Here is a 21,920-nt window from a genome sequence, read left to right as displayed (position 1 = left end):
AAGGAGTGTTTCATGCGCGTATCTCGTCTGTTTGCCGGCCTGACCCTTGCTCTGGCCGCTGCCGTTGCCCAGGCCGCCGATCCGGATCAGGCCATTCGCAAGACCCTGCAGTCCATTCAGCCCGATCTGCCGATCGAGGCGATTGCCGAGAGTGCCATGCCGGGGCTGTACCAAGTTCAGCTCAAGGGGGGGCGTCTGCTTTATGCCAGTCCGGACGGGCAGTTCATCCTGCAGGGCGACCTGTATCGTGTGCGTGATGGCAAGGCGCAGAACCTGACAGAGCAGCATGCCAGCAAGGAGATTGCAGCCCTGCTGGCCAAGGTGCCAGTCAGCGACATGGTGGTGTTCCCTGCCAAGGGCGAGACCAAGGCGCACATTACGGTGTTTACCGATACCGATTGCGGTTACTGTCAGAAATTGCACTCGGAAATGCCGGAACTCAATCGTCTAGGCATAGAAGTTCGTTATATGGCGTTCCCGCGCCAGGGTGAAGGTAGTCATGGTCATAAGACCCTGGTCAGCGTCTGGTGTGCCAAGGATCGTCAGGCGGCGATGAATCTGGCCAAGGCGCGCAAGGAAGTACCGGCTACCACTTGCGATAACCCTGTCATGAAACTGTATGCGCTGGGGCAGGCAATCGGGGTTACCGGTACACCATCGATCGTGCTGGCCAACGGACAGTTGATTCCGGGCTATCAGCCTGCTCCGCAGCTGGCCAAGCTGGCGATCGAAGCCAGCGCTAAATAAGCCGCGCCGAAGCGGTCATTTGACAGTAAAATGGCCGGCTTCGTAATGTGCAGTCCTTTTAATCGGCCGGGCATTGCCCGGCCGCTTCGTGCAGAGATGATGGGGAGTTTCAGCGTGAAACCGGTCAAAGTAGGCATCTGTGGGCTTGGTACCGTCGGTGGCGGTACCTTCAATGTACTCAAACGCAATGCCGAGGAGATTGCCCGCCGTGCCGGGCGTGGCATTGAAGTCGCCCAGATTGCCGCGCGTGACACCAACCCGAAGTGCGATACCAGCGGTACCCCCATTACCGCCGACGTCTTCGATCTGGTGAACAACCCGGAAATCGACATCATCATCGAGCTGATCGGTGGCTATACCATCGCCCGTGATCTGGTGATGAAGGCCATCGAGAACGGCAAGCATGTGGTCACCGCCAACAAGGCGCTGATTGCCGTGCACGGCAACGAGATCTTCGCCAAGGCTCGCGAGAAGGGCGTCATCGTCGCCTTTGAAGCGGCCGTGGCTGGCGGTATCCCGGTGATCAAGGCGATCCGCGAGGGCCTGGCGGCCAACCGCATCAACTGGCTGGCCGGCATCATCAACGGCACCGGTAACTTCATCCTCACCGAGATGCGTGAGAAGGGCCGTGCCTTCGCCGATGTGCTGAAAGAAGCGCAGGCGCTGGGCTATGCCGAAGCCGATCCGACCTTTGACGTCGAAGGCATTGATGCCGCGCACAAGCTGACCATCCTGGCGTCCATCGCCTTCGGTATTCCGCTGCAGTTCGACAAGGCCTACACTGAGGGCATCACCAAGCTCACCAGTGCCGACGTCAACTACGCCGAAGCGCTGGGCTACCGCATCAAGCACCTTGGCGTGGCTCGCCGCACCGAGGCCGGCATCGAGCTGCGCGTGCACCCGACCCTGATCCCGGCCGACCGCCTGATCGCCAACGTCAACGGCGTGATGAATGCGGTGATGGTCAATGGCGATGCCGTCGGCAGCACCCTGTACTACGGCGCCGGCGCTGGCATGGAACCGACCGCTTCTGCCGTGGTGGCCGATGTGATCGATGTGGTTCGTGCGCTGACCACCGATCCGCAGAACCGCGTGCCGCACCTGGCCTTCCAGGCCGACCTGTTGTCCGATCACCCGATCCTGCCGATCGCCGAGTGCCAGAGCGCCTACTACCTGCGCATTCAGGTTCAGGACCGTCCGGGTGTGCTGGCCAAGGTCGCGACCATCCTCTCCGAGCGTGGCATCAACATCGAGTCGATCATGCAGAAGGAAGCTGAGGAGCAGGACGGCCTGGTGCCGTTGATTCTCCTCACCCACCGCGTGACCGAACAATCCATGAACGACGCGATCAGCGCGCTGGAAGCCCTGGCCGATGTGTCCGGCCCGGTCATGCGTATCCGCGTCGAGCACCTGAATTAAGAAGGGCGAGCACCATGCGTTATATCAGTACCCGCGGTCAGGCGCCGGCCCTGAACTTTGAAGACGTGCTGCTGGCTGGCCTCGCCAGCGACGGCGGCCTCTACGTGCCGGAAAACCTGCCGCGCTTCACGGTCGAAGAGATCGCCTCCTGGGCCGATCTGCCGTATCACGAGCTGGCCTTCCGGGTGATGCGCCCGTTCGTGGCGGGCTCCATCGCCGATGCCGATTTTAAGAAGATTCTCGAAGAAACCTACGGCGTGTTCGCCCATAAGGCGGCAGCGCCGCTGCGCCAGCTGGACACCAACGAGTGGGTGCTGGAGCTGTTCCACGGCCCGACCCTGGCGTTCAAGGACTTCGCCCTGCAACTGCTGGGTCGCCTGCTCGACCATGTACTGGCCAAGCGCAACGAGCGCGTGGTGATCATGGGCGCCACCAGTGGCGACACCGGCTCGGCCGCCATCGAAGGCTGCAAGGCCTGCGACAACGTTGACATTTTCATCATGCACCCGCACAACCGCGTGTCCGAGGTGCAGCGCCGGCAGATGACCACTATCCTCGGCGACAACATCCACAACATTGCCATCGAAGGCAACTTCGATGACTGCCAGGAGATGGTCAAGGCCAGCTTCGCCGACCAGGGTTTCCTCAAGGGCACCCGTCTGGTAGCCGTCAACTCGATCAACTGGGCGCGGATCATGGCCCAGATCGTCTACTACTTCCACGCGGCCCTGCAGCTGGGCGGCCCGGCACGCTCCGTGGCGTTCTCGGTTCCGACCGGCAACTTCGGCGACATCTTCGCCGGCTACCTGGCGCGCAATATGGGCCTGCCGATCAGCCAGCTGATCGTCGCCACCAACCGCAACGACATCCTGCACCGCTTCATGAGCGGCAATCAGTACGTCAAGGACACCCTGCACCCGACCCTGTCGCCGTCCATGGACATCATGGTCTCGTCCAACTTCGAGCGCCTGCTGTTCGACCTGCACGGCCGCAACGGCGCCGCCATCGCCGGCCTGATGGACACCTTCAAGCAGGGTGGCGGCTTCAGCGTCGAGGAAGACCGCTGGACCGAAGCACGCAAGCTGTTCGATTCGCTGGCCGTCAGCGATGAACAGACCTGCGAGACCATCGCCGAGGTGTACAAGGAGTGCGGCGAGCTGCTCGATCCGCACACCGCCATCGGTGTACGTGCCGCGCGCGAATGCCGCCGCAGCCTGGCCATCCCCATGGTGACCCTGGGCACCGCGCACCCGGTCAAGTTCCCGGAAGCGGTGGAGAAGGCCGGCATCGACGCGGTGCCGGCGCTGCCGCCGCACCTGGCCGACCTGTTCCAGCGCGAAGAGCGCTGCACCGTGCTGGCCAACGACCTGAAGACCGTGCAGCAGTTCGTCGCCGCCCACGGCAACCGTGGCAAGCCGCTGTAAGTCGTAAGGCAATGCCAAAAAGGCCAGTCCCCGTCAGGTGACTGGCCTTTTTGTTTTGGGATGGATCAGGGCGTCAGTACGCGGCGACGGTAGGCGCCGGGCGTTTCCCCGCAGAGTTGCTTGAACAGGCGGGCGAAGGTGGCGCGGTCCTGATAGCCCACGTTCAGCGCGATCTGCTCCAGTGATTGCTGCGGCTGGCGCAGGGCGCTCTGCGCCGCGACGATGCGCAGGCGTTGCAGGTAGTCGTTGGGCGTCAGCCCGGTGGCTGCCTTGAAGCGCCGCAGTAGGGTGCGGGTCGAGCAGTGCAGGCGGCTGGCCAGCATCTCCAGGTCGATGCTGCTGGCATGCCGGCGTTGCAGCCAGCGCAGCAGGTCGAGCAGCGCGGGATCATCCTGACGTGGGGTGGGCAGCAGGGGCTGGAAGCGCGTCTGCTCGCCACGCTGCCGGTCCACCACCAGCGCCGCAGCGACCTGCTCGGCCAGCCAGGGGCCGGCATGCAGGCTGATCAGGTGCAGGCACAGATCAAGCCCGGCCTGCGCGCCACCAGAGGTGAAGCGTTGCTGGTGCTGGCAATGCAGGTGCTGCACTTGCAGGCGCACTCTGGGATAACGCTGCCGAAACTGACTTGCCAGGGCCCAATGGGTGGTGGCCGGGCCGCCGTCGAGCTGCCCGGCTTCGGCCAGGAGGAAGGCGCTGCTGCAGAGGCTCGCCAGGGTCTGGCTGGCAGGGCGCCGGGCCAGCCAGTCGAGCAGCGTCTGGTTGTCGGCCAGTGTGCGGGCGATATCGCTGCCGGTGGCCGGTAGCAGCAGGTCGGCGCTCTCGGCCAGAACCAGGTCGCCGTCCACGTCGATGCGTGCGTAGGGCAGCTGAACCGCCTGGCCATCGCGGCTGCAGCGGCTGAGGCGAAACAGAGGTTTGCCGGCCAGGTGATTGGCCAGGCCGAAGCAGTCGTGGGCCTGGCTGAGGCTGGACACCACGGTCTGCGGGCACACATACAGGCTGATATGCAGCACGGCGGCTACCTGAAGAAAGTAATTGGCGAATATCAACACAAAGTTGTCTTTATCGCCAATCGAGGCGCCGGGCGGCATCGACCATACTGCTGCTCACACCGCACAGGAGCCAGCCATGAACCACGCCAATGCCGAACTGATTCGCCGTTTCTACACGGCCTTCCAACAGCTGGATGCCGAGTCCATGGCAGCCTGCTATGCGGAGGATGTGCACTTCCGTGACCCGGCTTTCGGTGAGCTGCACGGGCGTGAGGCCGCTGACATGTGGCGCATGCTGTGCCAGCGGGCCAAGGATTTCTCGCTGACCTTCGATGGCATCACCGCAGATGACCAGCGCGGTAAGGCGCACTGGGTGGCGACCTACACCTTTACCCAGACAGGGCGCACGGTGGTCAACGATATCCACGCCGAGTTCGTTTTCCGCGACGGGCTGATTGCCAGGCACTATGACCACTTCGACTTGTGGCGCTGGACCCGCCAGGCGCTTGGCTTCAAGGGCCTGTTGCTGGGCTGGCTGCCCGCCGTGCAGGGCGCGGTGCACCGGCAGGCACGTCAGGGGCTGGCTGCCTGGCAGCGCGCGCAGCAGGGCTAGCAGGCCGTTAAAAAACGCTGGCGATGGCAACGCAGGTAGTTCTTCAACAGCCTGTGAGGGCTGGAGTGCGAGGCGCCGATGGTCTACCGTGGCGGCCTCTTCTTGCAGGTGAGTCCTCGTGTCCGTTGCCAATTGCCCTGTTGTCGAGCCGTCAGAGGCCAAACCCTGGTACGTCTATCTGGTGCGTGCCGCCAATGGCGCGCTGTACTGCGGTATCAGCGATGACCCGCAGCGGCGCTTCCGTCAGCACCAGAGTGGTAAGGGTGCCCGTTTCTTTCACTCCAGCCCTGCGCAGGCTCTGGTGTATGTCGAGTCCTGTGCCGGCAAGGGCGCGGCGCTGCGTCGCGAGCGGGCGATCAAGCGTCTGGCCAAGCCGGCCAAGGAGTTGCTGGTGCAGGGCTGCATGCAGCCGGCTGATGGCGCGTCATCAGGCTGATGCCCTGGCGGTAGGCCTGGGTCAGGACTGAGGGTAAGCTCCGCTTTTCCCTGACCGACACGGAGCCTGTCATGCACGAACTGATACTGCACCACTACGACGCCTCGCCCTTCGCCGAGAAGGCGCGCCTGATGCTCGGTTTCAAGCAGCTGTCGTGGCGCTCGGTGGATATCCCGCGAATGATGCCCAAACCGGATCTGATGGCGTTGACCGGTGGCTACCGCAAGACCCCGGTGCTGCAGGTCGGTGCCGATATCTATTGCGACACTGCGCTGATTGCCCGCCGCCTGGAGGCCGAAAAGGCCACGCCCAGCCTGTTTCCAGAGGGGCAGGAGTTTGTGGTGGCCAGTTTTGCCCAGTGGGCGGACTCGGTCGTGTTCCAGCATGCCGTGAGCCTGGTGTTCCAGCCCGAGTCCATGGCCGTGCGCCTGGGCAAGCTGCCCGCCGAGGTAATCAAGGCCTTTATGGCCGATCGCGCCGGATTGTTCTCCGGCGGTTCGGCCAGCCGTTTGCCTGCCGAGCAGGCACAGCACAACTGGCCGGGGCTGATGCAGCGGCTGGAGCTGCAACTGCAGCGCGAGGAGGGCGAGTTCCTGTTCGGCAATGCGTCCATCGCCGACTTTGCTCTGGCTCATCCGTTGTGGTTCCTCAAGGGCACGCCGGTGACGGCGCCGCTGGTGGATGACTATCCGGCGGTGGCGGCCTGGCTGGGGCGGGTACTGGCCTTTGGTCACGGTTCGAGCAGCGCGATGAGCGCGGCCGAGGCCATCGAGATTGCCCGCGCGGCCACTCCGGCAGCGTTGCCGGATGAAGCCTTCGCCGACGCCAATGGCCTGCAGCCGGGCCAGCGGGTGGCAGTGTCGGCCACCGACTATGGTGTCGATCCGGTGGAGGGCGAGTTGCTCTTCGCGGGTGGTGAGGAGCTGATCGTGGCCCGTGATGATGAGCGTGCCGGGCGTGTGCACGTGCACTTCCCGCGTCTGGGCTTCAAGATCGAAGTGCGCTGATCAGGGGCGTTCGAGCTGCTGCCGGCGCAAGGCCGGCAGTTGCCGGGCCAGCTCGCGGAAATAGCTGAGGCGCTCGTAGCACAGTGTCAGCTCGCCGCTGATGGCGTTGTACCAAGCATCGGGCGAGCCGCAGCTGGTCATGCGCAGGGTCACATCGCGGGGTAGGTCAAAGTCGTGGCTGGCCTTGGCCGCCACCGCCTCCAGCTCGCCGGTGGCCTTGATGCTGGCGAGCATCTGTGCGCCGTTCTCCACGCTGTCCGAGGGCGCTTCGTAGATCACCTGAATGCGATGACGCACCGGTTGATCCTGCGGCTTGCGAAAGTGCCGGATCAGCCAGGTCACGGCATGGTGGGCCTGCTGGTATTCCTCGGGGCAGTAGAAGGCCCGTTCCTCGGGCAGGCCGGTGGCCTCGATGATCCACTCCAGCTGTTTGGGATCGCTGCCGTAGGCCAGGCAGGCGATGTTGTAGAAGCGTTGTTCATCCAGACCGTGACTGTCCCAGGCCGGTACTTCTTCGCCGGGCTGTTTGGGCCGTTGCCATTCCAGGCGCCAGTAGTCGGCGACGTCCACCAGCTTGGCGTAGAAGTCGGCATCGCGCTGGCGCTCGTACAGCAGAAACAGGCCCATGAAGCCGAGCTGGTCGGCCGCATCTTCCTCGCGGCCGAGCACGGGCAGTTTGAGCTCGCTGATCAGCAGGTGGCCCATTTCATGGAGCAGGGTGAACTCGGAGTTGGCGCTGATGAAGCGCAGTTCCTCGTCGTTCAATTCGGGATGGCTGGCCGCGCTCAAGCCGCTGACCAGCAGCAGTGCCAGGAGCCAGGTCCGTTTCATGCCCCCAACTCCAGGTCCTGAGCAGTAAAGGGCGCCGGACGCTGCGGCCAGGCCAGCTGCAGGCGTTCGAACTCGCGGGCCAGGAGGCTCGCCAGCAGCAGATCGCGCTGCCAGCGGTGTTCGGCGGGAATCACGTACCAGGGGGCCGCGTCGCTGTGGCTGCGCTGCAGTACCTCGGTCCATTCCTGCTGGCGTTCCTGGAACTGCTGCCAGGCCGTGAGGTCGCTGGCTTTGAGTTTCCAGCGCTTGCTGGGCAGCTCCAGACGTCTGCGCAGGCGCAGGGTCTGTTCTTCGTGGGAAATATGCAGGTAGCACTTGAGCAGGTGGATGCGCTGCCCGGCCAGCTGCTGTTCCAGTTCGGCAATGCGCTGCTCGCGCCCGGGCAGATCCGCAAGGCTGCACAGACCGTCACGCAGGTCGCTGGTCAGTCCCTCGTAGTAGCTGCGGTTGAATACGCCCAGCAGTCCCGGTGCGGGCAGGTGCGCCTGGTAGCGGGCGAGAAAGTCGCGGCGATTCTCCGCGGCATCAGGCTCCTGGAAGCTGCTGATCTGCAATGCCTGCGGGTTGCAGGCACTGAGCACCCGGCGGATCACGCCGTCCTTGCCGGAGCAGTCCGGGCCCTGCAGGAGTAGGAGCACGGCATCGCGGCGATTGGCCCAGAGCATGGTCTGCTGCTCGGCCAGCCAGGGCTTGAGGGCAGCCAGTTGGGCCTTGGCGGCATGCTTGTCGTCGATCAGGTAGCGCGAGGGGCTCTTGCCGAAGGGGGCCTGCGGCTGGCACAGGCAGTCGTCGAGCAGGTCATCGGCCAGGCGCAGCATCAGCGTTCTCCCCTCGGTTGACAGGCGCTCAGTCCTTGCGGCGCTTGAGCTGATCCTTCAACTGGGTCGGCACCTGGCGAATGATCAGCATGTCGCGCGCTTCGTCATACTCGATCTTCGAGCCTAGCAGGTGCGCCTCGAAGCTGATCGACAGGCCTTCGGCGCGCCCGGTGAAACGGCGGAACTGGTTCAGGGTGCGCTTGTCCGCCGGGAACTCCGGGGCCATGCCGTAATCCTTGTTGCGGATGTGCTCAAAGAAGGCGCGCGGACGGTCTTCGTCGATCAGCCCGGACAGCTCGTCGAGGGTAATCGGCTCGCCCAGCTTGGCCTGGCTGGTGGCGTAGTCGACCAGGGCTTCGGTCTTGGCGCGGGCCTGTTCTTCGGCCAGGTCCTCGCTCTCGACGAAATCGCTGAAGGCCTTGAGCAGGGTGCGGGTCTCGCTCGGCGCGTCGACGCCTTCCTGGCAGCCGATGAAGTCGCGGAAGTAGTCCGAGACCTTCTTGCCGTTCTTGCCCCGGATGAAGGAGATGTACTGCTTGGAGTTGGGGTTGTTCTGCCACTCCGACAGGTTGATGCGTGCCGCCAGGTGCAGCTGCGACAGGTCCAGGTGCTTGGCCGGCGCCACGTCCAGCGCCTCGGTGACCGTCACCCCTTCGCTGTGGTGGAGCAGGGCGATGGCCAGGTAGTCCGTCATGCCCTGTTGGTAATGGGCAAACAGCACATGACCACCGGTGGACAGGTTGGATTCCTCCATCAGCTTCTGCAGCTGGGCCACGGCCTGCCGGCTGAAAGCGGTGAAGTCCTGCTCGGCAGCCAGGTAGCTCTTCAGCCAGCCGCTGAACGGGTAGGCACCGGATTCCTCGTGGAACAGACCCCAGGCCTTGCCCTGCTTGGCGTTGTAGCTCTCGTTGAGGTCGGCCAGAAGGTTTTCCATGGCCTGGCTGGTGGCCAGCTCGGAGTCGCGGGCATGCAGCACGGCGGGAGTGCCGTCGGGCTTCTTGTCGATCAGGTGGACGATGCAGTGGCGGATCGGCATGGGCGGCTCGCAGTGTTCATTCGTAAAGCCGGCAGTTTATCAGGGCGTCAGCGCTGGTGGGGGGCACTGCTCGGTCAGGCAACGGGCCTCAACCCAGCCGACGTTGGCTGGCAGGGGTGCATGGACGCTCAGGGACGCACTGCCTTCCTCGACCCGGATCAGTTGCCACTCTTGGCCCTGAGCGTCTCGCAGGCTTTTCAGCGGGAATACTTGCGCTCCGGGCATGTACAGTCTGCTGATGTTGCCGAAGGCGGCTGCGTTATAGAACTGGCTGAGATCGGGGTTGTAGGGGTTGTCTAGCTGTGGAGCAAGCCTCAGGGCCAGATGTCCGAAGGCGGTTATCGAGGGTCGCACAGGCAACGGGTCACCGCCATCCTGCAGGTGTTTGGGCACCCAGGCCTGCTCATGGGCCAGTTCATAGCGATCCATTGGGTCGCCGCAGCAACCGCTGCGCAACGTGAGCAGCTGCGGGGCTTTTGCCGGTTTCGCGAACAGCAGCTCATCTGCCCGTTGGGTAACCAGCCCGTTGGGAAAACCTCGGGGGTCGCTCTTCCAGAACACGGTTAGCTCGCCCTCGCGACAGTAAGCCGAGCCACTGTAGAGCAGGTCGGCTGTGCCGTCGGTGTCCAAATCAAGGCGTCTGATGGTTGCCCGAGGATGCTCCTCCAGCAGGGCCCGGTTGATAAAGGAGCAATCGGGCGATTCGAGGCTGTCCGCGGCCGGCACTTGCTCGAGCAGATGTTTGCGCAGCAGCCAGCCGTTGTTGTCCAGCCAGTTGTCATCGACTACTGGAAGGCTGGAAATAGCTTGCCACTCACGGGCCTGCGGAAACAGCAGCAGCGCCATGGCCAGTTGCTCGTCAGTTGCCGCAGTAGCAGTGTTAAGTCCGCTGCCGAGCAATCCTATCCAGAACCAGTGGCGCATTCGCATCATCCTTGAGTGAGGGTGTTTGTCTGGCGAACTACACGCGACTTCTGCGCAGGCTGCGCAGCAGGGCCAGCAGCAACAGGGTGCTGGTGATGGCCCAGCCGATGGCCTGCCAGTTGCTCAGGGTTTCCTGATACAGCTGGGGCGCGATGCCGGCGCCGATCAGGGCGGCCAGCAGGCTCACTTCGCGGCGTGATGCGCGCACCGGGGCGAACAGGTAGACCACGGCCGGCAGCAGCAGGGCGGCGCTGGGAAAGCTGCGGTAGCGGGCATCGAACACCAGGCCCAGCATCAGCACGGCACCGGCAAAACCGGCGGCCAGCAGCCACCAGTGACCACGGGCCTGCAGCCAGGCATGGGCGGCGGCGCGCCAGCCCTGACGATTGCCCAGGCCCAGTGCCGCATGGGCCAGCACCAGCAGGTTTAGAACAACCAGCAGCGCGGCCCACAGCCATTCGCCGACGAAGCGGCTGGTGATGCCGGCCAGCTCCAGCCACAGCCCGCTGCAGGCGGCACCCAGGGCAGCCGTCACCGGCAGCAGCAGAGCGTTGCGGGTGCTGCCTGGGTTGCCGGCCAGCAGCAGGCTGGCGCCGAACAGCGCCAGCGACAGAGCCAGCCATTGCGGCCAGTGCGGCAGGTTGGACACCGGCCCTGCGAGCACTCCCTTGTCCTGGCGATCCGCGTCGAACAGGCCCCAGTAACCGCCGACCGCGCCTTCGCTTTCGCGCTTCCACGGCTGGTCGAAGGCCTCGATCAGGTTGTAGTTCCAGCCGTTCTGCTCGGCGATATGGACGAAACCACGGATGAAGCGGGCTTCGTTGACCCGGCTGGGCAGGGCGGTTTCGCGCTGGCGGCCTTCGCTGGGCCAGCCGGTTTCGCCGATGAAGATGTCCTTGGGAGCAAACTTGCTGCCGAAGACCTGACGGATCTGCGCCACGTGGGCGAGGGCGGCATCGATGCCGCGCGGATCATCTTCCCAGTAGGGCAGCAGGTGGATGGTGAGGAAGTCCACGGCCGGGGCGACTTCCGGGTACTGCAGCCAGAACTCCCAGACATCGGCGTAGGTCACTGGTTGCTCGACACCGGCCTTGACCTGCTCGATCAGGGTGACCAACTGGGCGCCGGTGACTTCCTTGCGCAGCAGCGCCTCGTTGCCGACGATCACCGAGGTGACCACGTCGGGGTTGGCCTTGGCGGCCTTGATCAGAGCGTCGATTTCCAGCTGGGTATCGATCGGGTTGCTGCTGACCCAGGCGCCGAGCATCAGCTTCAGGCCGTGCTTGCGGGCCAGCTCGGGGATGGCCTCCAACCCGGTCATGGAGTAGGTACGTACACACTCGAAGCGGGTGGCCAGCAGGGCGAGGTCGGCGTCCATGCGCTCGGGACGCAGCACGAAGGGCTGGTCGAAGGGCGACTGGTCCTTGTCGAACGGGCTGTAGGAGGCGCATTGCAGCTTGTGCGTCGGTGTCGCCGCGTCGGCCAGGTGCACCGGTTGACCGATCCACAGCCACAGGCCGGCAAGGGCGAGCAGGGCCAGCAGGGTGCTGAACAGGTAGGGAAGCAGGGGGAAGCGGCGAGTCTGAGTCATGGCGGCTAGGCGTCAGTCCAACGAGGCCGCGCATCTTAGCGGATTTCCCGCCGCTCAGGCGTGATGATGCAGCCAGGCGTGGCGGGGAATCTGACTGGCCTGCTGCTTCTTGCGCTCCACGCGCTGCCAGATCTTTTCGTGGAAGAAGAAGGCCACTGAGTTGCACAGCGGCTCGACCGCGGCCACCAGGCCGCCCACGGTCACGCTGCCGGTCAGGGCGTAGGCCACACCGAAGGCGATGCAGAAGTGCATGACGGTGAAGGTGATGGTCTTGAGCATGATGGCGTGCCTCCAGCAAGAATCATTGCGTATGGGCAAGCCTAGTCAAGGCGCTGCTGCCGGAGAAATCGGCGTTGTCCATCGGCGCCATAGCCGGCGCCAATCACGCGCCGTGACGGCCCTTGTCGGATAGGCGCAAGACCACGGCTGGCGGGCTCTGCGACTTTGGTCGAGGCGGGCGGGAATCTACGACTAAGGTCGTCTGTCGCCATTTACTGGTGGTTCTAGAGTGGACTCACAGCACTTGCGCTGCGGAGGACTCTAACAATGAACGACCCCATCTACGAGCGGATACAAGCCAATCCGCGCTTCCAGGAACTGGTGGCCAAACGCGAGCGTTTCGCCTGGCTGCTGTCGATCATCATGCTCGGCCTGTATCTGGCCTTCATCATCCTGATCGCCTTCGAGCCGCAGCTGCTCGGCACTCGCATCAATCCGGACAGCCCGACCACCTGGGGCATTCCGCTGGGCGTGGGGCTGATTCTGTCTGCTTTTGTTCTGACCGGCATCTACGTCAAGCGCGCCAACGGCGAGTTCGACGCCCTCAACAAGAGCATCCTGGAGGAGGTACAGCAATGATCGCCCGCCTGCTTACTACCCTCGGCCTGATGGCCGTGGCGCCGGCCCTCTGGGCCGCCGGTGCCCTGGAAGGCGATGTACAGCGCCAGCCGCTGAACATTTCCGCCATCCTGATGTTCGTCGCCTTCGTCGGCGCCACCCTGTACATCACCTACTGGGCCTCCAAGCGCAACACCTCGGCGGCCGACTACTACACCGCCGGCGGCAGCATCACCGGCTTCCAGAACGGCCTGGCGATTGCCGGTGACTATATGTCGGCGGCGTCCTTCCTGGGTATTTCCGCCCTGGTGTTCACCTCTGGCTACGATGGCCTGATCTACTCGATCGGCTTCCTGGTCGGCTGGCCGGTGATTCTCTTCCTGATCGCCGAGCGCCTGCGCAACCTGGGCAAGTTCACCTTTGCCGATGTGGCCAGCTATCGCCTCAAGCAGAAGGAAATCCGCACCCTGTCGGCCTGTGGCTCGCTGGTGGTGGTGGCCTTCTACCTGATCGCGCAGATGGTTGGTGCCGGGAAGCTGATCGAGCTGCTGTTCGGCCTCAACTACCATGTGGCGGTGGTCCTGGTCGGTATCCTGATGGTCTGCTACGTGCTGTTCGGCGGCATGCTGGCCACCACCTGGGTGCAGATCATCAAGGCCGTGCTGCTGCTCTCCGGCGCCTCGTTCATGGCGCTGATGGTGATGAAGCACGTCAACTTCGACTTTGCCACCCTGTTCAGCGAAGCCATCAAGGTTCACCCGAAAGGCGAAGCCATCATGAGTCCCGGCGGCCTGGTGAAAGACCCGATCTCGGCGATCTCCCTGGGTCTGGCGCTGATGTTCGGTACTGCCGGCCTGCCGCATATCCTGATGCGCTTCTTCACTGTCTCGGATGCCAAGGAAGCCCGTAAATCGGTGTTCTACGCCACCGGCTTCATCGGCTACTTCTACATCCTGACCTTCATCATCGGTTTCGGCGCGATCCTGCTGGTCAGCACCAACCCGGCGTTCAAGGACGGTACCGGTGCCCTGCTGGGCGGCAACAACATGGCGGCCATCCACCTGGCCAATGCCGTCGGCGGCAGCCTGTTCCTCGGCTTCATCTCGGCTGTGGCCTTCGCCACCATTCTCGCGGTGGTTTCCGGTCTGACCCTGGCCGGTGCTTCGGCGGTGTCCCACGACCTGTATGCCAGCGTGTTCAAGAAAGGCAAGGCCAACGACAAGGATGAGCTGCGCGTGTCGAAGATCACCACCGTGTGCCTGGGTGTGCTGGCCATCGGTCTGGGCATCCTGTTCGAGAAGCAGAACATCGCCTTCATGGTCGGTCTGGCCTTCTCCATCGCGGCCAGCTGCAACTTCCCGGTGCTCTTCCTCAGCATGTACTGGAAGAAGCTGACCACCCGCGGTGCGCTGATCGGCGGCTCGCTGGGCCTGATCACCGCCGTCGGCCTGATGATCCTTGGCCCGACCGTGTGGGTGCAGGTACTGGGCAATGCCCAGGCGGTGTTCCCGTACGAGTACCCGGCGCTGTTCTCCATGGCGATTGCCTTTGCCGGCATCTGGTTCTTCTCCATCACCGATACCTCCGCATCGGCTGCTGAAGAACGTGCCCGCTTCCTGCCGCAGTTCGTCCGTTCGCAGACGGGTTTGGGTGCCAGTGGTGCAGTAGCCCACTGAACCACCGCTGACTCCGAACTTTCAGGCCGCCTTCGGGCGGCCTTTTTTTATGCGCGCATCTGCGGGTCGCCGTCGGTGGTGGCGTTCGGCTAGTCTTGCTCTGCTTGCGACACTCTTTCCTTGACCTGCTGTCGCGGCGGAGAACCCTGCATGGCGCCTGAACCGGTGGAGCCCACGACAGACCTGCAACGCGGCGAGAATCGCCGGATCGAGCAGCTCTGCCTGTTGCTTCTGGCCGGCCTCCCGGCGATGGCGGCGACCAACCTGTTTCCCGGGCGCGGCCTGGTGCTGCTGATGATCGCCGCTGGCTGGTGCCTGGCCGGTGCCACCTGGCTGCTCAGTCGCCGTGGTCGGCACGAGCTGGCTAAGCAGATTCTGCTGGTGGCGCTGTTCGTCATCCTTTCACTGGCCATGTGGTTCGATCAGGGCCCGTATAACGGCGCCATGCTCGGCTATGCGGCGATCCTGGTGATGGCGGCGCTGCTGGCCAAGCCACGAGTGCTGCTGGTACTGCTGGTGCTGATGGTGCTGGTTCAGGGCCTGTTCAATTACGCCGCGGTGGCCGGCTGGCAGAGCTTTGACGCCAAACCGCTGGGGCTGCGGCGCTTCGTCAATATCGCGGTGCTGCTGGGGCTGGTGGCCGCCACGGCCTGGTTGCTGGCCAATGATCTGCGCCGCGCCCTGTTGCGTCTGGATCAGGAAAACCAGCGGGTCAGGCAGTCGCAGGCCAGCCTCAGTCACCTGGCCCAGCACGATGCCCTGACCGGGCTGCCCAACCGTCTGTTGCTGCAGGACCGCCTCGAGCAGGCGCTGAACCAGGCGCGCCGACACCAGTGCCAGGTGGCCCTGCTGTACCTGGATCTGGACAACTTCAAGACGGTCAACGACTCCCTCGGCCACGCGGCCGGCGACAGCCTGCTCGAGGCGGTGGCACGCCGCCTGGGCGAGGCGGTGCGGGAGATTGACACGGTCAGTCGCCAGGGGGGGGACGAGTTTCTCATCGTGCTGGGCGATATCGGTGGGGCCGAGGATGCCGCGCAGGTGGCGCGCAAGATCCTCGCCAGCCTGGCGCAACCGGTGCAGGTCGAGGGTGTCGAGGTGGTCACCAGTTGCTCGATCGGCATTGCCCTGTACCCGCAGGATGGCAGCAGCTTCGCTGAGCTCAGCCAGCATGCCGATACCGCCATGTACCAGGCCAAGGAGTCCGGGCGGCGGGCGTTCCGCTTCTTCGATGCGCAGATGAATGCCAACCTGCTGCAGCAGTTGCAGCTGGATGCCGGTTTGCGCACGGCACTGCGCCAGGGCGAATTTATCCTGCATTACCAGCCGATCGTCGAGCTGGCCAGCGGCCGCCTGCAGGGTGCCGAGGTGTTGATCCGCTGGCAGCACCCGGAGCAGGGGCTGATCAGTCCCGAGCGCTTCATCCCGGTGGCCGAGCGCTCCGGGCTGATCGTCGAGATCGGCGAGTGGGTGCTTGGCGAGGCCTGCCGCCAGCTCGGCGCATGGCTGCAGCAGGGCCTGCCGCGCTTCGTGCTGGCAATCAACCTGTCGCCGGTACAGTTTCGGCGCGGCAATCTCGATCTGCTGGTCCAGACGGCTCTGCAGCGTGCCCATCTGCCGGCTGAATGCCTGGAACTGGAACTCACCGAGACGGTATTGCTGCATGACAGCGCCGACTTCGCCGAGCTGCTCGAACGCCTCAAGGGCCTGGGCGTGCGACTGGCCATCGACGACTTCGGCACCGGTTACTCCAATCTTGCGTACCTGCAGCGTTTTCGTGTCGACAAGCTGAAGATCGACCGCTCTTTCGTGCGGGAGGTGCAGGACAAGCACTCGGCGCGCACCATTGTCACCGCTATCATCGGCATGGCCCACAGCCTGGGCCTGACCACCACCGCCGAAGGTATCGAAGACCCGGCCACGGCCGGGCTGCTGGCGGAGCTGGGCTGCGAGCAGGGCCAGGGCTACCTGTTTGCCCGGCCGCTGAATGCGGCCGATTTTGCCGACTATGCCAGGGCTAATCTGGGCGTGCCGGACTAGCCGAAAGGCCGACCGACTCACGAGGGTGCCTGCGGCATGAACCTGGGGTTTGCCTGCGGTATTCAGTGGCCTGATGGAAGCTGTGGTGCACGGTCGTACTGACTAGACTGCGCCCATCTACCCGCTGCCTAAGGTTACTCACCATGCAAAACCGCATCATGATTACTGGCGCCGGCTCCGGTCTGGGCCGTGAGTTGGCCCTGCGCTGGGCGCGCGAGGGTTGCCAGCTGGCGCTGGCCGATGTCAACGAAGCCGGCCTGGCAGAAACCCTCAAGCTGGTCCGCGAAGCCGGCGGCGATGGCTTCACTCAGCGTTGCGATGTGCGCGACTACAGCCAGCTCACCGCCCTGGCCCAGGCCTGCGAGGAGCGTCTGGGTGGCATCGACGTGGTGATCAACAATGCCGGCGTGGCTTCTGGTGGCTTCTTCAACGAGCTGTCGCTGGAAGACTGGGACTGGCAGATCGCGATCAACCTGATGGGCGTGGTCAAGGGCTGCAAGGCCTTCCTGCCGCTGCTGCAGAAGAGCCACGGCAAGATCATCAACATCGCCTCCATGGCGGCGCTGATGCAGGGCCCTGCGATGAGCAACTACAACGTGGCCAAGGCCGGCGTGGTGGCGCTGTCCGAGAGCCTGCTGATCGAACTGCGTGATGAGCAGATCGGCGTGCATGTGGTCTGCCCGTCGTTCTTCCAGACCAACCTGCTGGACTCCTTCCGCGGCCCGACTCCGGCCATGAAGCAGCAGGTCGGCAAACTGCTGGAAAGCTCGCCGATCAGCGCCGCCGATATCGCCGAGTATGTCTATGCCGAAGTGGCCAAGGGCAGCTTCATGATCCTGCCCCACGAGCAGGGCCGCATGGCCTGGGCGCTGAAGCAGAAGAACCCGCAGCTGCTGTACGACGAAATGGCCAACATGGCGGGCAAGATGCGCAGCAAAACGCAGGCCGGTTAAGCCGTCCTGCTGGTGGCCGCTGCACGTTCGTATGAAGCGTGTAGCGGCTCTGGGCCGGTCTTTCTGTCGGGCCTTGATCATCTTGCCGTGCAGTTGCCACGGCGTTCCTTTCCAGTGGCCGGCGCCTGTGTTAGAAGGCAGCCTGGTTTTTCTGGAGTCTTTGCGTGGAATCGGAATCTCTGGTCTACGGCTGCATCCGCGACTGGCCTTCCCAGGATGCGGGCGAGCAGCGCCTGCGCCGCAGTATCAATCGCCGGGTGCTGGCCAGCCTGCCGGCGGGAGATGCCTGGCCGTTCATCGGCCGTGACATGTTCTCCTGCTGTCAGGAGGAGGGCGCCGGCCTGTTCCAGACCCAGATGATCCATTTCGGTGCCAGTTACAAGGCAGTCGAGTATGAGTGGGCACTTTGGGTGGCCGAGTTCGAGGCACTGCTCAAGCGCCTTTACTGGGCCAGCGCGGTGGTGCACCTGGAAACCGAGCTGAACGGCACGCACACCTTCCGCTGGGAGAGCGAGCGCGGTTTTCACAGCCCCGATGAAGACGATCTGCGCGTGCGTTGCACCTGGGAGCACGAGAGCGAGCTGAGGCGGTGACCAGTTACCTGTGGTTTGCCCTGGCAGCGTTCTTCGAGATCGCCGGTTGCTACAGCTTCTGGTTGTGGCTGCGCCTGGAACGCTCCGTCTGGTGGTGCCTGCCGGGGCTGCTCAGCCTGCTGCTGTTTGCCCTGCTGCTGACCCGTGCCGAGGCCGCCTTTGCCGGACGCGCCTATGCCGCTTACGGCGGTGTCTACGTGGTGGCGGCGCTGGTCTGGCTGGCGCTGGTGGAACGGCAGAAACCGCTGCTCAGTGACTGGCTGGGTGTGGCCCTTTGCCTGCTTGGCGCAGCCATTCTGCTGCTGGGGCCGCGCTACTCGGCGTCCTGATCGCTCAGATAGTCTTCCAGCCACTCGCGCGGCACTTCACTGCGCAGCAGCAGCTGACACTGTTGATGCTCGCTGTCGAAGGCAATCACCGCATCGCGACGCTTCAGCGCTTGCTGCACGCGCGCCACCCTTGTGGCCAGCGGCGTATCGTCGCCGTTGTCGGTACCTTCGCGGGTGACGAAGTCCTCGATCAGGCGTTGCAGGGTGTCGGCTTCGAGCATCTGGTAAGGGATCAGCATGCGGTGGTCTCGGCGGTGCGGCGGCGCAGGGTGCCTGAGTCAGGCGCTGCTGTCGAGGTAGCGATCGAGGGTGGTGTACAGCTGCACACGATCGACTGGTTTGCCGAGAAACTCGTTCATTCCGGCCCGCTGACCTTCCTCGCGGTGCTCGTCGAAGATATGCGCGGTCAGGGCGATCACCGGCACCGGCAGCAGTCCTTGCTGCTGCTCGAACTGGCGGATCTGCCGGGTCGCCTCGAAGCCATCCATCTCCGGCATCTCGCAGTCCATCAGGATCAGCTGGTAACGCTGCGGCGCGCGGCGGAACTCCTCCACGGCATTACGGCCGTTGGTCACCAGACGTACCTGATAGCCACGCTTGCCGAGAAAGCCCTGGATCACCAGCTGGTTGACCGGGTTGTCCTCGGCAACCAGTACGCAGGGGGCCGGGCCGCTGGCCGGGGCCAGCTCGCGCGGGGTTAGTTGCAGTACTTGCGCGGTGGGGCGGTACAGCTCCTGCAGGGCCTGGCGCAGTGGTGTGATAGCGGCCGGCTGGGCCAGGCTGGTGACGCTCAGTGCGCCGCCGATCTGGTTGGGCCGACACTGCTCCGGCGGACACAGCAGGAGAACCTTCTGGCCCTCGCCAAACTGCGAACGCAGGCTGTCCAGGGCATGCTGCGGACCGCCGGGCCAGGGCGCCATGACGATCAGCAAAGGCGGCTGCCGATAGCTTTGCATGGCGCGGTTGAGTTGCTCGGGAGTGCGGCACAGCTCGGTGTGCAGGCCCCAGCGCTGTAACAGGTGGGAGAGGTGTTGCAGGCCGTCGCTGTCGAGTGAGGCGAGCACGGCATGCTGGCCGTTGAGCAGCTCGCTCAGTTCGTCGCGCTCGGCCTGGTCGGCCGGTTGCAGGGCGATATCGAAGCTGAAGCAGGTGCCCTGGCCGAGGGTACTCTGTACCTCGATATGGCCGCCCATCATCTCCACCAGATCCTTGCTGATGGCCAGGCCAAGGCCGGTGCCGCCGTAGCGCCGGGTGGTGCTGGAGTCGGCCTGGGCAAAGGACTTGAACAGGTTTTCCAGGGCTTCTGGGCGGATACCTATACCGCTGTCGCTGATCGCGATTTGCAGGCGTGGCGCCTGCCCAGGCAACTCCAGCACGCGGGCGGTGAGGCTGACCTGGCCTTCGGCGGTGAACTTCAGGGCATTGCCCAGCAGATTCATCAGCACCTGTTTGAGACGCGTCGGGTCGCCATGGATGTGTCGCGGTACGCCCCGTTCCAGGCTCAGGTAGAGGCGCAGGCGCTTGTCCAGGGCCTGGGCGGTGAACAGGCTGAAGGTCTCCGAGAGCAGTTGCTCGATATCGATCTGGATTTCCTCTAGGGCCATCTTGCCGGACTCGATGCGCGCGTAGTCGAGGATGTCGTTGATCACCGTCATCAGCGCCGAGCCGGAACTGGCGATAGTGTCGACGTAGAAGCGCTGGCTGCGGTCAAGCGGGGTTTCCTTGAGCAGTTGCAGCATGCCCAGCACGCCGTTGAGCGGGGTGCGAATTTCGTGGCTCATCTTGGCCAGGAAGCGGCTCTTGGCCTCGCTCTCGACCACCGCCTGCTCGGCCTCGCGACGCGAGCGGAAGCCTTCTTCCTTGAGCGCGTTGATGCGGTCGGCCAGGCCAATGGAGAGAGTGATCAGTTCGATGGTCACGCCGATCTTCACCGAGTCGGCGCTGAACGGACCGAACAGCTCGATCCCCAGGGAGCCGGCGGTGGCGTTGATCAGCGAGAGCAACAGCACGCTCCAGGCAAAGATGTAGTAGGAGCCGAAGCGCTGGCCCTGGCGCCAGACATAGACGCCCACCAGCAGCAGCGCCAGCGAGTTGCCCAGTACCGACAGGCTGGCCAGCACGTTCCAGGCCTGCAGGCCGATCAGCGGGCCGCTGGCAAAGATGCACAGCACCAGCCACATCATCAGGCGCAGAGCATGGTCCAGGCGCGGGAAGTGCAGAGCGGTCTGCAGGAAGTGCCGGCTGAACTGGGTGGCGCTCAGGCACAGGGTGTACATCAGGATGTAGATGCTGACCGACTGCAACTCGACGTTGTTGGGCAGCATCTTGAACAGCATGCCGTCAAAGCAGGCGCCATACAGGCCGATGTTGGCGCTGTAGATCAGGTACCAGAAATAGGCGCGCTCGCGCAGCACCAGAAACAGGAACAGGTTGTAGCAGAGCATGGCCACAACCACGCCATAGAAAGCGCCGTTGAAACCCATGAGGTTTTCCTGCTGGGCGGCGCTGGCGGTGGCGGTGGCAAAGAACAGCGGCACCATCACCGTACTGCTCGATTCGATGCGCAGCGTCAGGGTGCTGCTGCCCGGGGCCAGCTCGACGGGAAACCAGAAGTTGCGGACCTGCACCGGCCGCGTGGCGAAGGCCCGGCGATCGCCGCTGCGCTGGTTGAGGCGACTGCCGTCGGGGTTGCTCAGGGTCAGCTGGATGTCGTCGAGCAGCGGGTAGTTGACCTCGAAAAAGCCTGGCAAGGCATGCGACAGGCGGTTGTCCAGGTGCACGCGGAACCACCACACGGCCGAGTTCTTGCCCAGGTTGGCGTGTGGCTTGTTGACGGGGGTGAAGGCACTGTCGGGGAGGGCGATGACTTCTTCGAGCTTGAGGGTTCCGGCATCGTCGCGCAGGTAGCCCATCTGCTGGCCAAGTGGCAGGCGCAGGTCGTTTTGCTCGAACACTGCACTGGGCAGGGCCCAGGCCGCATGACTCAGCAGCGACAGCAGGACGACCAATAGCAGATGCGGCATTCATGGTTCTCTATATGGGCTGAGCCGAGCGAGCTTTCCGACGCTTAGGTTTTAGTCTAGCAGTAGGCCTATTGCAGGCGTTGTGCGGATTCGATCAGCACTGTAGTGATAGGGACGTTTTGCATGCTGCCTCGATCGCTAGTTGGTGTTTTAGCGATTAGCTCAACAACCTCCATGCCACGAACAACTTTACCGAATACGGCATAGCCGGAGCTTCCGGGCTTGTGGTCTAGGAAGTCATTGTCTTTGTGGTTGATGAAGAACTGAGCGGTAGCTGAATCCGGGTTGTTGGTTCGGGCCATTGCTACAGTGCCGCGCAGATTTTTTAGGCCATTCGAGCTTTCATTGGGAATTGGGTGGGTGGTCTGCTTAGTTTTGCCCTGTGGAGTCAATCCTCCGCCTTGGATCATGAAGCCCGGTATAACTCGATGAAATATAGTTCCTGAGTAAAAGCCTTTATCAACATAGGCAAGAAAGTTGGCCACGGTGACCGGCGCCTTGGCGTCGTCCAGTTCCAGTTCGATCTCGCCCAGCGAGGTGGTCAGCAGTACGTGTGGCTTGTCGGCGGCGAGCAGCTGGCCGCTGAGCAGCAGGGTGCAGGCCGTCATCATGAGGTGTTTGAGCATGGGGC

The 21,920-nt window shown here is 63.9% G+C and carries 22 protein-coding genes; 12 read left to right on the top strand and 10 right to left on the bottom strand.

Going from position 1 to position 21,920, the window contains the following annotated elements; all coding sequences use genetic code 11:
* Positions 1-12: 12 nt before the first annotated feature.
* From HNP49_RS07605 to thrC, 3 genes are all read left to right on the top strand, one after another.
* Positions 13-747 (top strand): DsbC family protein, encoded by a 735-nt coding sequence (locus HNP49_RS07605; protein WP_184682011.1) that lies wholly within the window; start codon positions 13-15, stop codon positions 745-747.
* Between the two features lie 114 nt (positions 748-861).
* Entirely contained in the window at positions 862-2,166 is a 1,305-nt protein-coding gene (locus HNP49_RS07600; protein ID WP_184682009.1) for a homoserine dehydrogenase, read from the top strand.
* 14 nt (positions 2,167-2,180) lie between these two features.
* Positions 2,181-3,590, top strand: a complete 1,410-nt coding sequence (thrC, locus tag HNP49_RS07595) for a threonine synthase (protein ID WP_184682007.1) — start codon at positions 2,181-2,183, stop codon at positions 3,588-3,590.
* Positions 3,591-3,655: 65 nt separating this feature from the next.
* Here thrC and HNP49_RS07590 read toward each other — a convergent pair whose 3' ends face one another.
* A complete protein-coding gene (locus HNP49_RS07590; protein ID WP_311772086.1) occupies positions 3,656-4,642 on the bottom strand; it encodes a helix-turn-helix domain-containing protein in 987 nt (328 codons plus the stop codon).
* Positions 4,643-4,718: 76 nt separating this feature from the next.
* On the opposite strand from HNP49_RS07590, the gene HNP49_RS07585 reads away from it, so the two are divergent.
* The 3 genes from HNP49_RS07585 to HNP49_RS07575 all read left to right on the top strand — a co-directional run bounded on the left by HNP49_RS07585 (position 4,719) and on the right by HNP49_RS07575 (position 6,638).
* Positions 4,719-5,195 carry a nuclear transport factor 2 family protein gene (locus tag HNP49_RS07585; protein ID WP_184682006.1) on the top strand — a complete coding sequence of 159 codons (477 nt, stop codon included), beginning with the start codon at positions 4,719-4,721 and terminating at the stop codon, positions 5,193-5,195.
* Between the two features lie 118 nt (positions 5,196-5,313).
* On the top strand, positions 5,314-5,631 hold the full coding sequence (locus HNP49_RS07580; RefSeq protein ID WP_184682004.1) for a GIY-YIG nuclease family protein: 318 nt from the start codon (positions 5,314-5,316) through the stop codon (positions 5,629-5,631).
* A gap of 71 nt (positions 5,632-5,702) precedes the next feature.
* On the top strand, positions 5,703-6,638 hold the full coding sequence (locus HNP49_RS07575; RefSeq protein WP_184682003.1) for a glutathione S-transferase family protein: 936 nt from the start codon (positions 5,703-5,705) through the stop codon (positions 6,636-6,638).
* On the opposite strand, the gene HNP49_RS07570 is transcribed toward HNP49_RS07575, so the two are convergent.
* The 6 genes from HNP49_RS07570 to HNP49_RS07545 are packed head-to-tail and all read right to left on the bottom strand — an operon-like array spanning position 6,639 to position 12,117.
* Complete coding sequence (locus HNP49_RS07570; RefSeq protein WP_184682001.1) at positions 6,639-7,469, bottom strand: DUF4344 domain-containing metallopeptidase; 831 nt, start codon at positions 7,467-7,469, stop codon at positions 6,639-6,641. It abuts the gene before it with no gap.
* The gene (locus HNP49_RS07565; RefSeq protein ID WP_184682523.1) at positions 7,466-8,284 is read right to left on the bottom strand and encodes a hypothetical protein; all 819 of its coding nucleotides are present in this window, start codon (positions 8,282-8,284) and stop codon (positions 7,466-7,468) included. Before HNP49_RS07565 ends, HNP49_RS07570 begins: the two co-directional genes overlap by 4 nt.
* A gap of 31 nt (positions 8,285-8,315) precedes the next feature.
* Positions 8,316-9,323, bottom strand: coding sequence for a nucleoid-associated protein YejK (yejK, locus tag HNP49_RS07560; protein ID WP_184682000.1), 1,008 nt, complete (start codon positions 9,321-9,323; stop codon positions 8,316-8,318).
* A 39-nt stretch (positions 9,324-9,362) separates the two neighbouring features.
* Positions 9,363-10,247, bottom strand: coding sequence for a hypothetical protein (locus HNP49_RS07555; RefSeq protein WP_184681998.1), 885 nt, complete (start codon positions 10,245-10,247; stop codon positions 9,363-9,365).
* Between the two features lie 37 nt (positions 10,248-10,284).
* Entirely contained in the window at positions 10,285-11,838 is a 1,554-nt protein-coding gene (locus tag HNP49_RS07550; RefSeq protein WP_184681997.1) for a glycosyl hydrolase family 17 protein, read from the bottom strand.
* Between the two features lie 54 nt (positions 11,839-11,892).
* Entirely contained in the window at positions 11,893-12,117 is a 225-nt protein-coding gene (locus tag HNP49_RS07545; RefSeq protein ID WP_095939421.1) for a DUF2061 domain-containing protein, read from the bottom strand.
* A gap of 267 nt (positions 12,118-12,384) precedes the next feature.
* Here HNP49_RS07545 and HNP49_RS07540 point away from each other — a divergent pair, with 267 nt between their 5' ends.
* From HNP49_RS07540 to HNP49_RS07515, 6 genes are all read left to right on the top strand, one after another.
* Positions 12,385-12,696 carry a DUF485 domain-containing protein gene (locus HNP49_RS07540; protein ID WP_184681995.1) on the top strand — a complete coding sequence of 104 codons (312 nt, stop codon included), beginning with the start codon at positions 12,385-12,387 and terminating at the stop codon, positions 12,694-12,696.
* Positions 12,693-14,351, top strand: coding sequence for a cation acetate symporter (locus tag HNP49_RS07535; RefSeq protein ID WP_184681993.1), 1,659 nt, complete (start codon positions 12,693-12,695; stop codon positions 14,349-14,351). The genes HNP49_RS07540 and HNP49_RS07535 overlap by 4 nt, the downstream gene beginning before the upstream one ends.
* 150 nt (positions 14,352-14,501) lie before the next feature.
* Complete coding sequence (locus HNP49_RS07530; protein WP_184681992.1) at positions 14,502-16,391, top strand: bifunctional diguanylate cyclase/phosphodiesterase; 1,890 nt, start codon at positions 14,502-14,504, stop codon at positions 16,389-16,391.
* Positions 16,392-16,534: 143 nt separating this feature from the next.
* The gene (locus HNP49_RS07525) at positions 16,535-17,344 is read left to right on the top strand and encodes an SDR family oxidoreductase (protein ID WP_184681990.1); all 810 of its coding nucleotides are present in this window, start codon (positions 16,535-16,537) and stop codon (positions 17,342-17,344) included.
* Between the two features lie 164 nt (positions 17,345-17,508).
* Complete coding sequence (locus HNP49_RS07520) at positions 17,509-17,937, top strand: hypothetical protein (RefSeq protein ID WP_184681988.1); 429 nt, start codon at positions 17,509-17,511, stop codon at positions 17,935-17,937.
* The gene (locus tag HNP49_RS07515) at positions 17,934-18,266 is read left to right on the top strand and encodes a YnfA family protein (RefSeq protein WP_184681986.1); all 333 of its coding nucleotides are present in this window, start codon (positions 17,934-17,936) and stop codon (positions 18,264-18,266) included. Before HNP49_RS07520 ends, HNP49_RS07515 begins: the two co-directional genes overlap by 4 nt.
* On the opposite strand, the gene HNP49_RS07510 is transcribed toward HNP49_RS07515, so the two are convergent.
* The 3 genes from HNP49_RS07510 to HNP49_RS07500 all read right to left on the bottom strand — a co-directional run bounded on the left by HNP49_RS07510 (position 18,251) and on the right by HNP49_RS07500 (position 21,915).
* Positions 18,251-18,505 (bottom strand): YheU family protein, encoded by a 255-nt coding sequence (locus tag HNP49_RS07510; protein WP_184681984.1) that lies wholly within the window; start codon positions 18,503-18,505, stop codon positions 18,251-18,253. The genes HNP49_RS07515 and HNP49_RS07510 overlap by 16 nt on opposite strands.
* Positions 18,506-18,544: 39 nt before the next feature.
* A complete protein-coding gene (locus HNP49_RS07505) occupies positions 18,545-21,289 on the bottom strand; it encodes a hybrid sensor histidine kinase/response regulator (RefSeq protein ID WP_184681982.1) in 2,745 nt (914 codons plus the stop codon).
* Between the two features lie 68 nt (positions 21,290-21,357).
* Positions 21,358-21,915, bottom strand: coding sequence for a peptidylprolyl isomerase (locus HNP49_RS07500; protein WP_184681981.1), 558 nt, complete (start codon positions 21,913-21,915; stop codon positions 21,358-21,360).
* Between the last annotated feature and the right edge of the window lie 5 nt (positions 21,916-21,920).

It is taken from the genome of Pseudomonas fluvialis (genome assembly GCF_014207935.1).
In the GTDB taxonomy this organism is placed as follows: domain Bacteria; phylum Pseudomonadota; class Gammaproteobacteria; order Pseudomonadales; family Pseudomonadaceae; genus Aquipseudomonas; species Aquipseudomonas fluvialis_A.
This window is presented reverse-complemented; position numbering and strand designations above follow the sequence as displayed.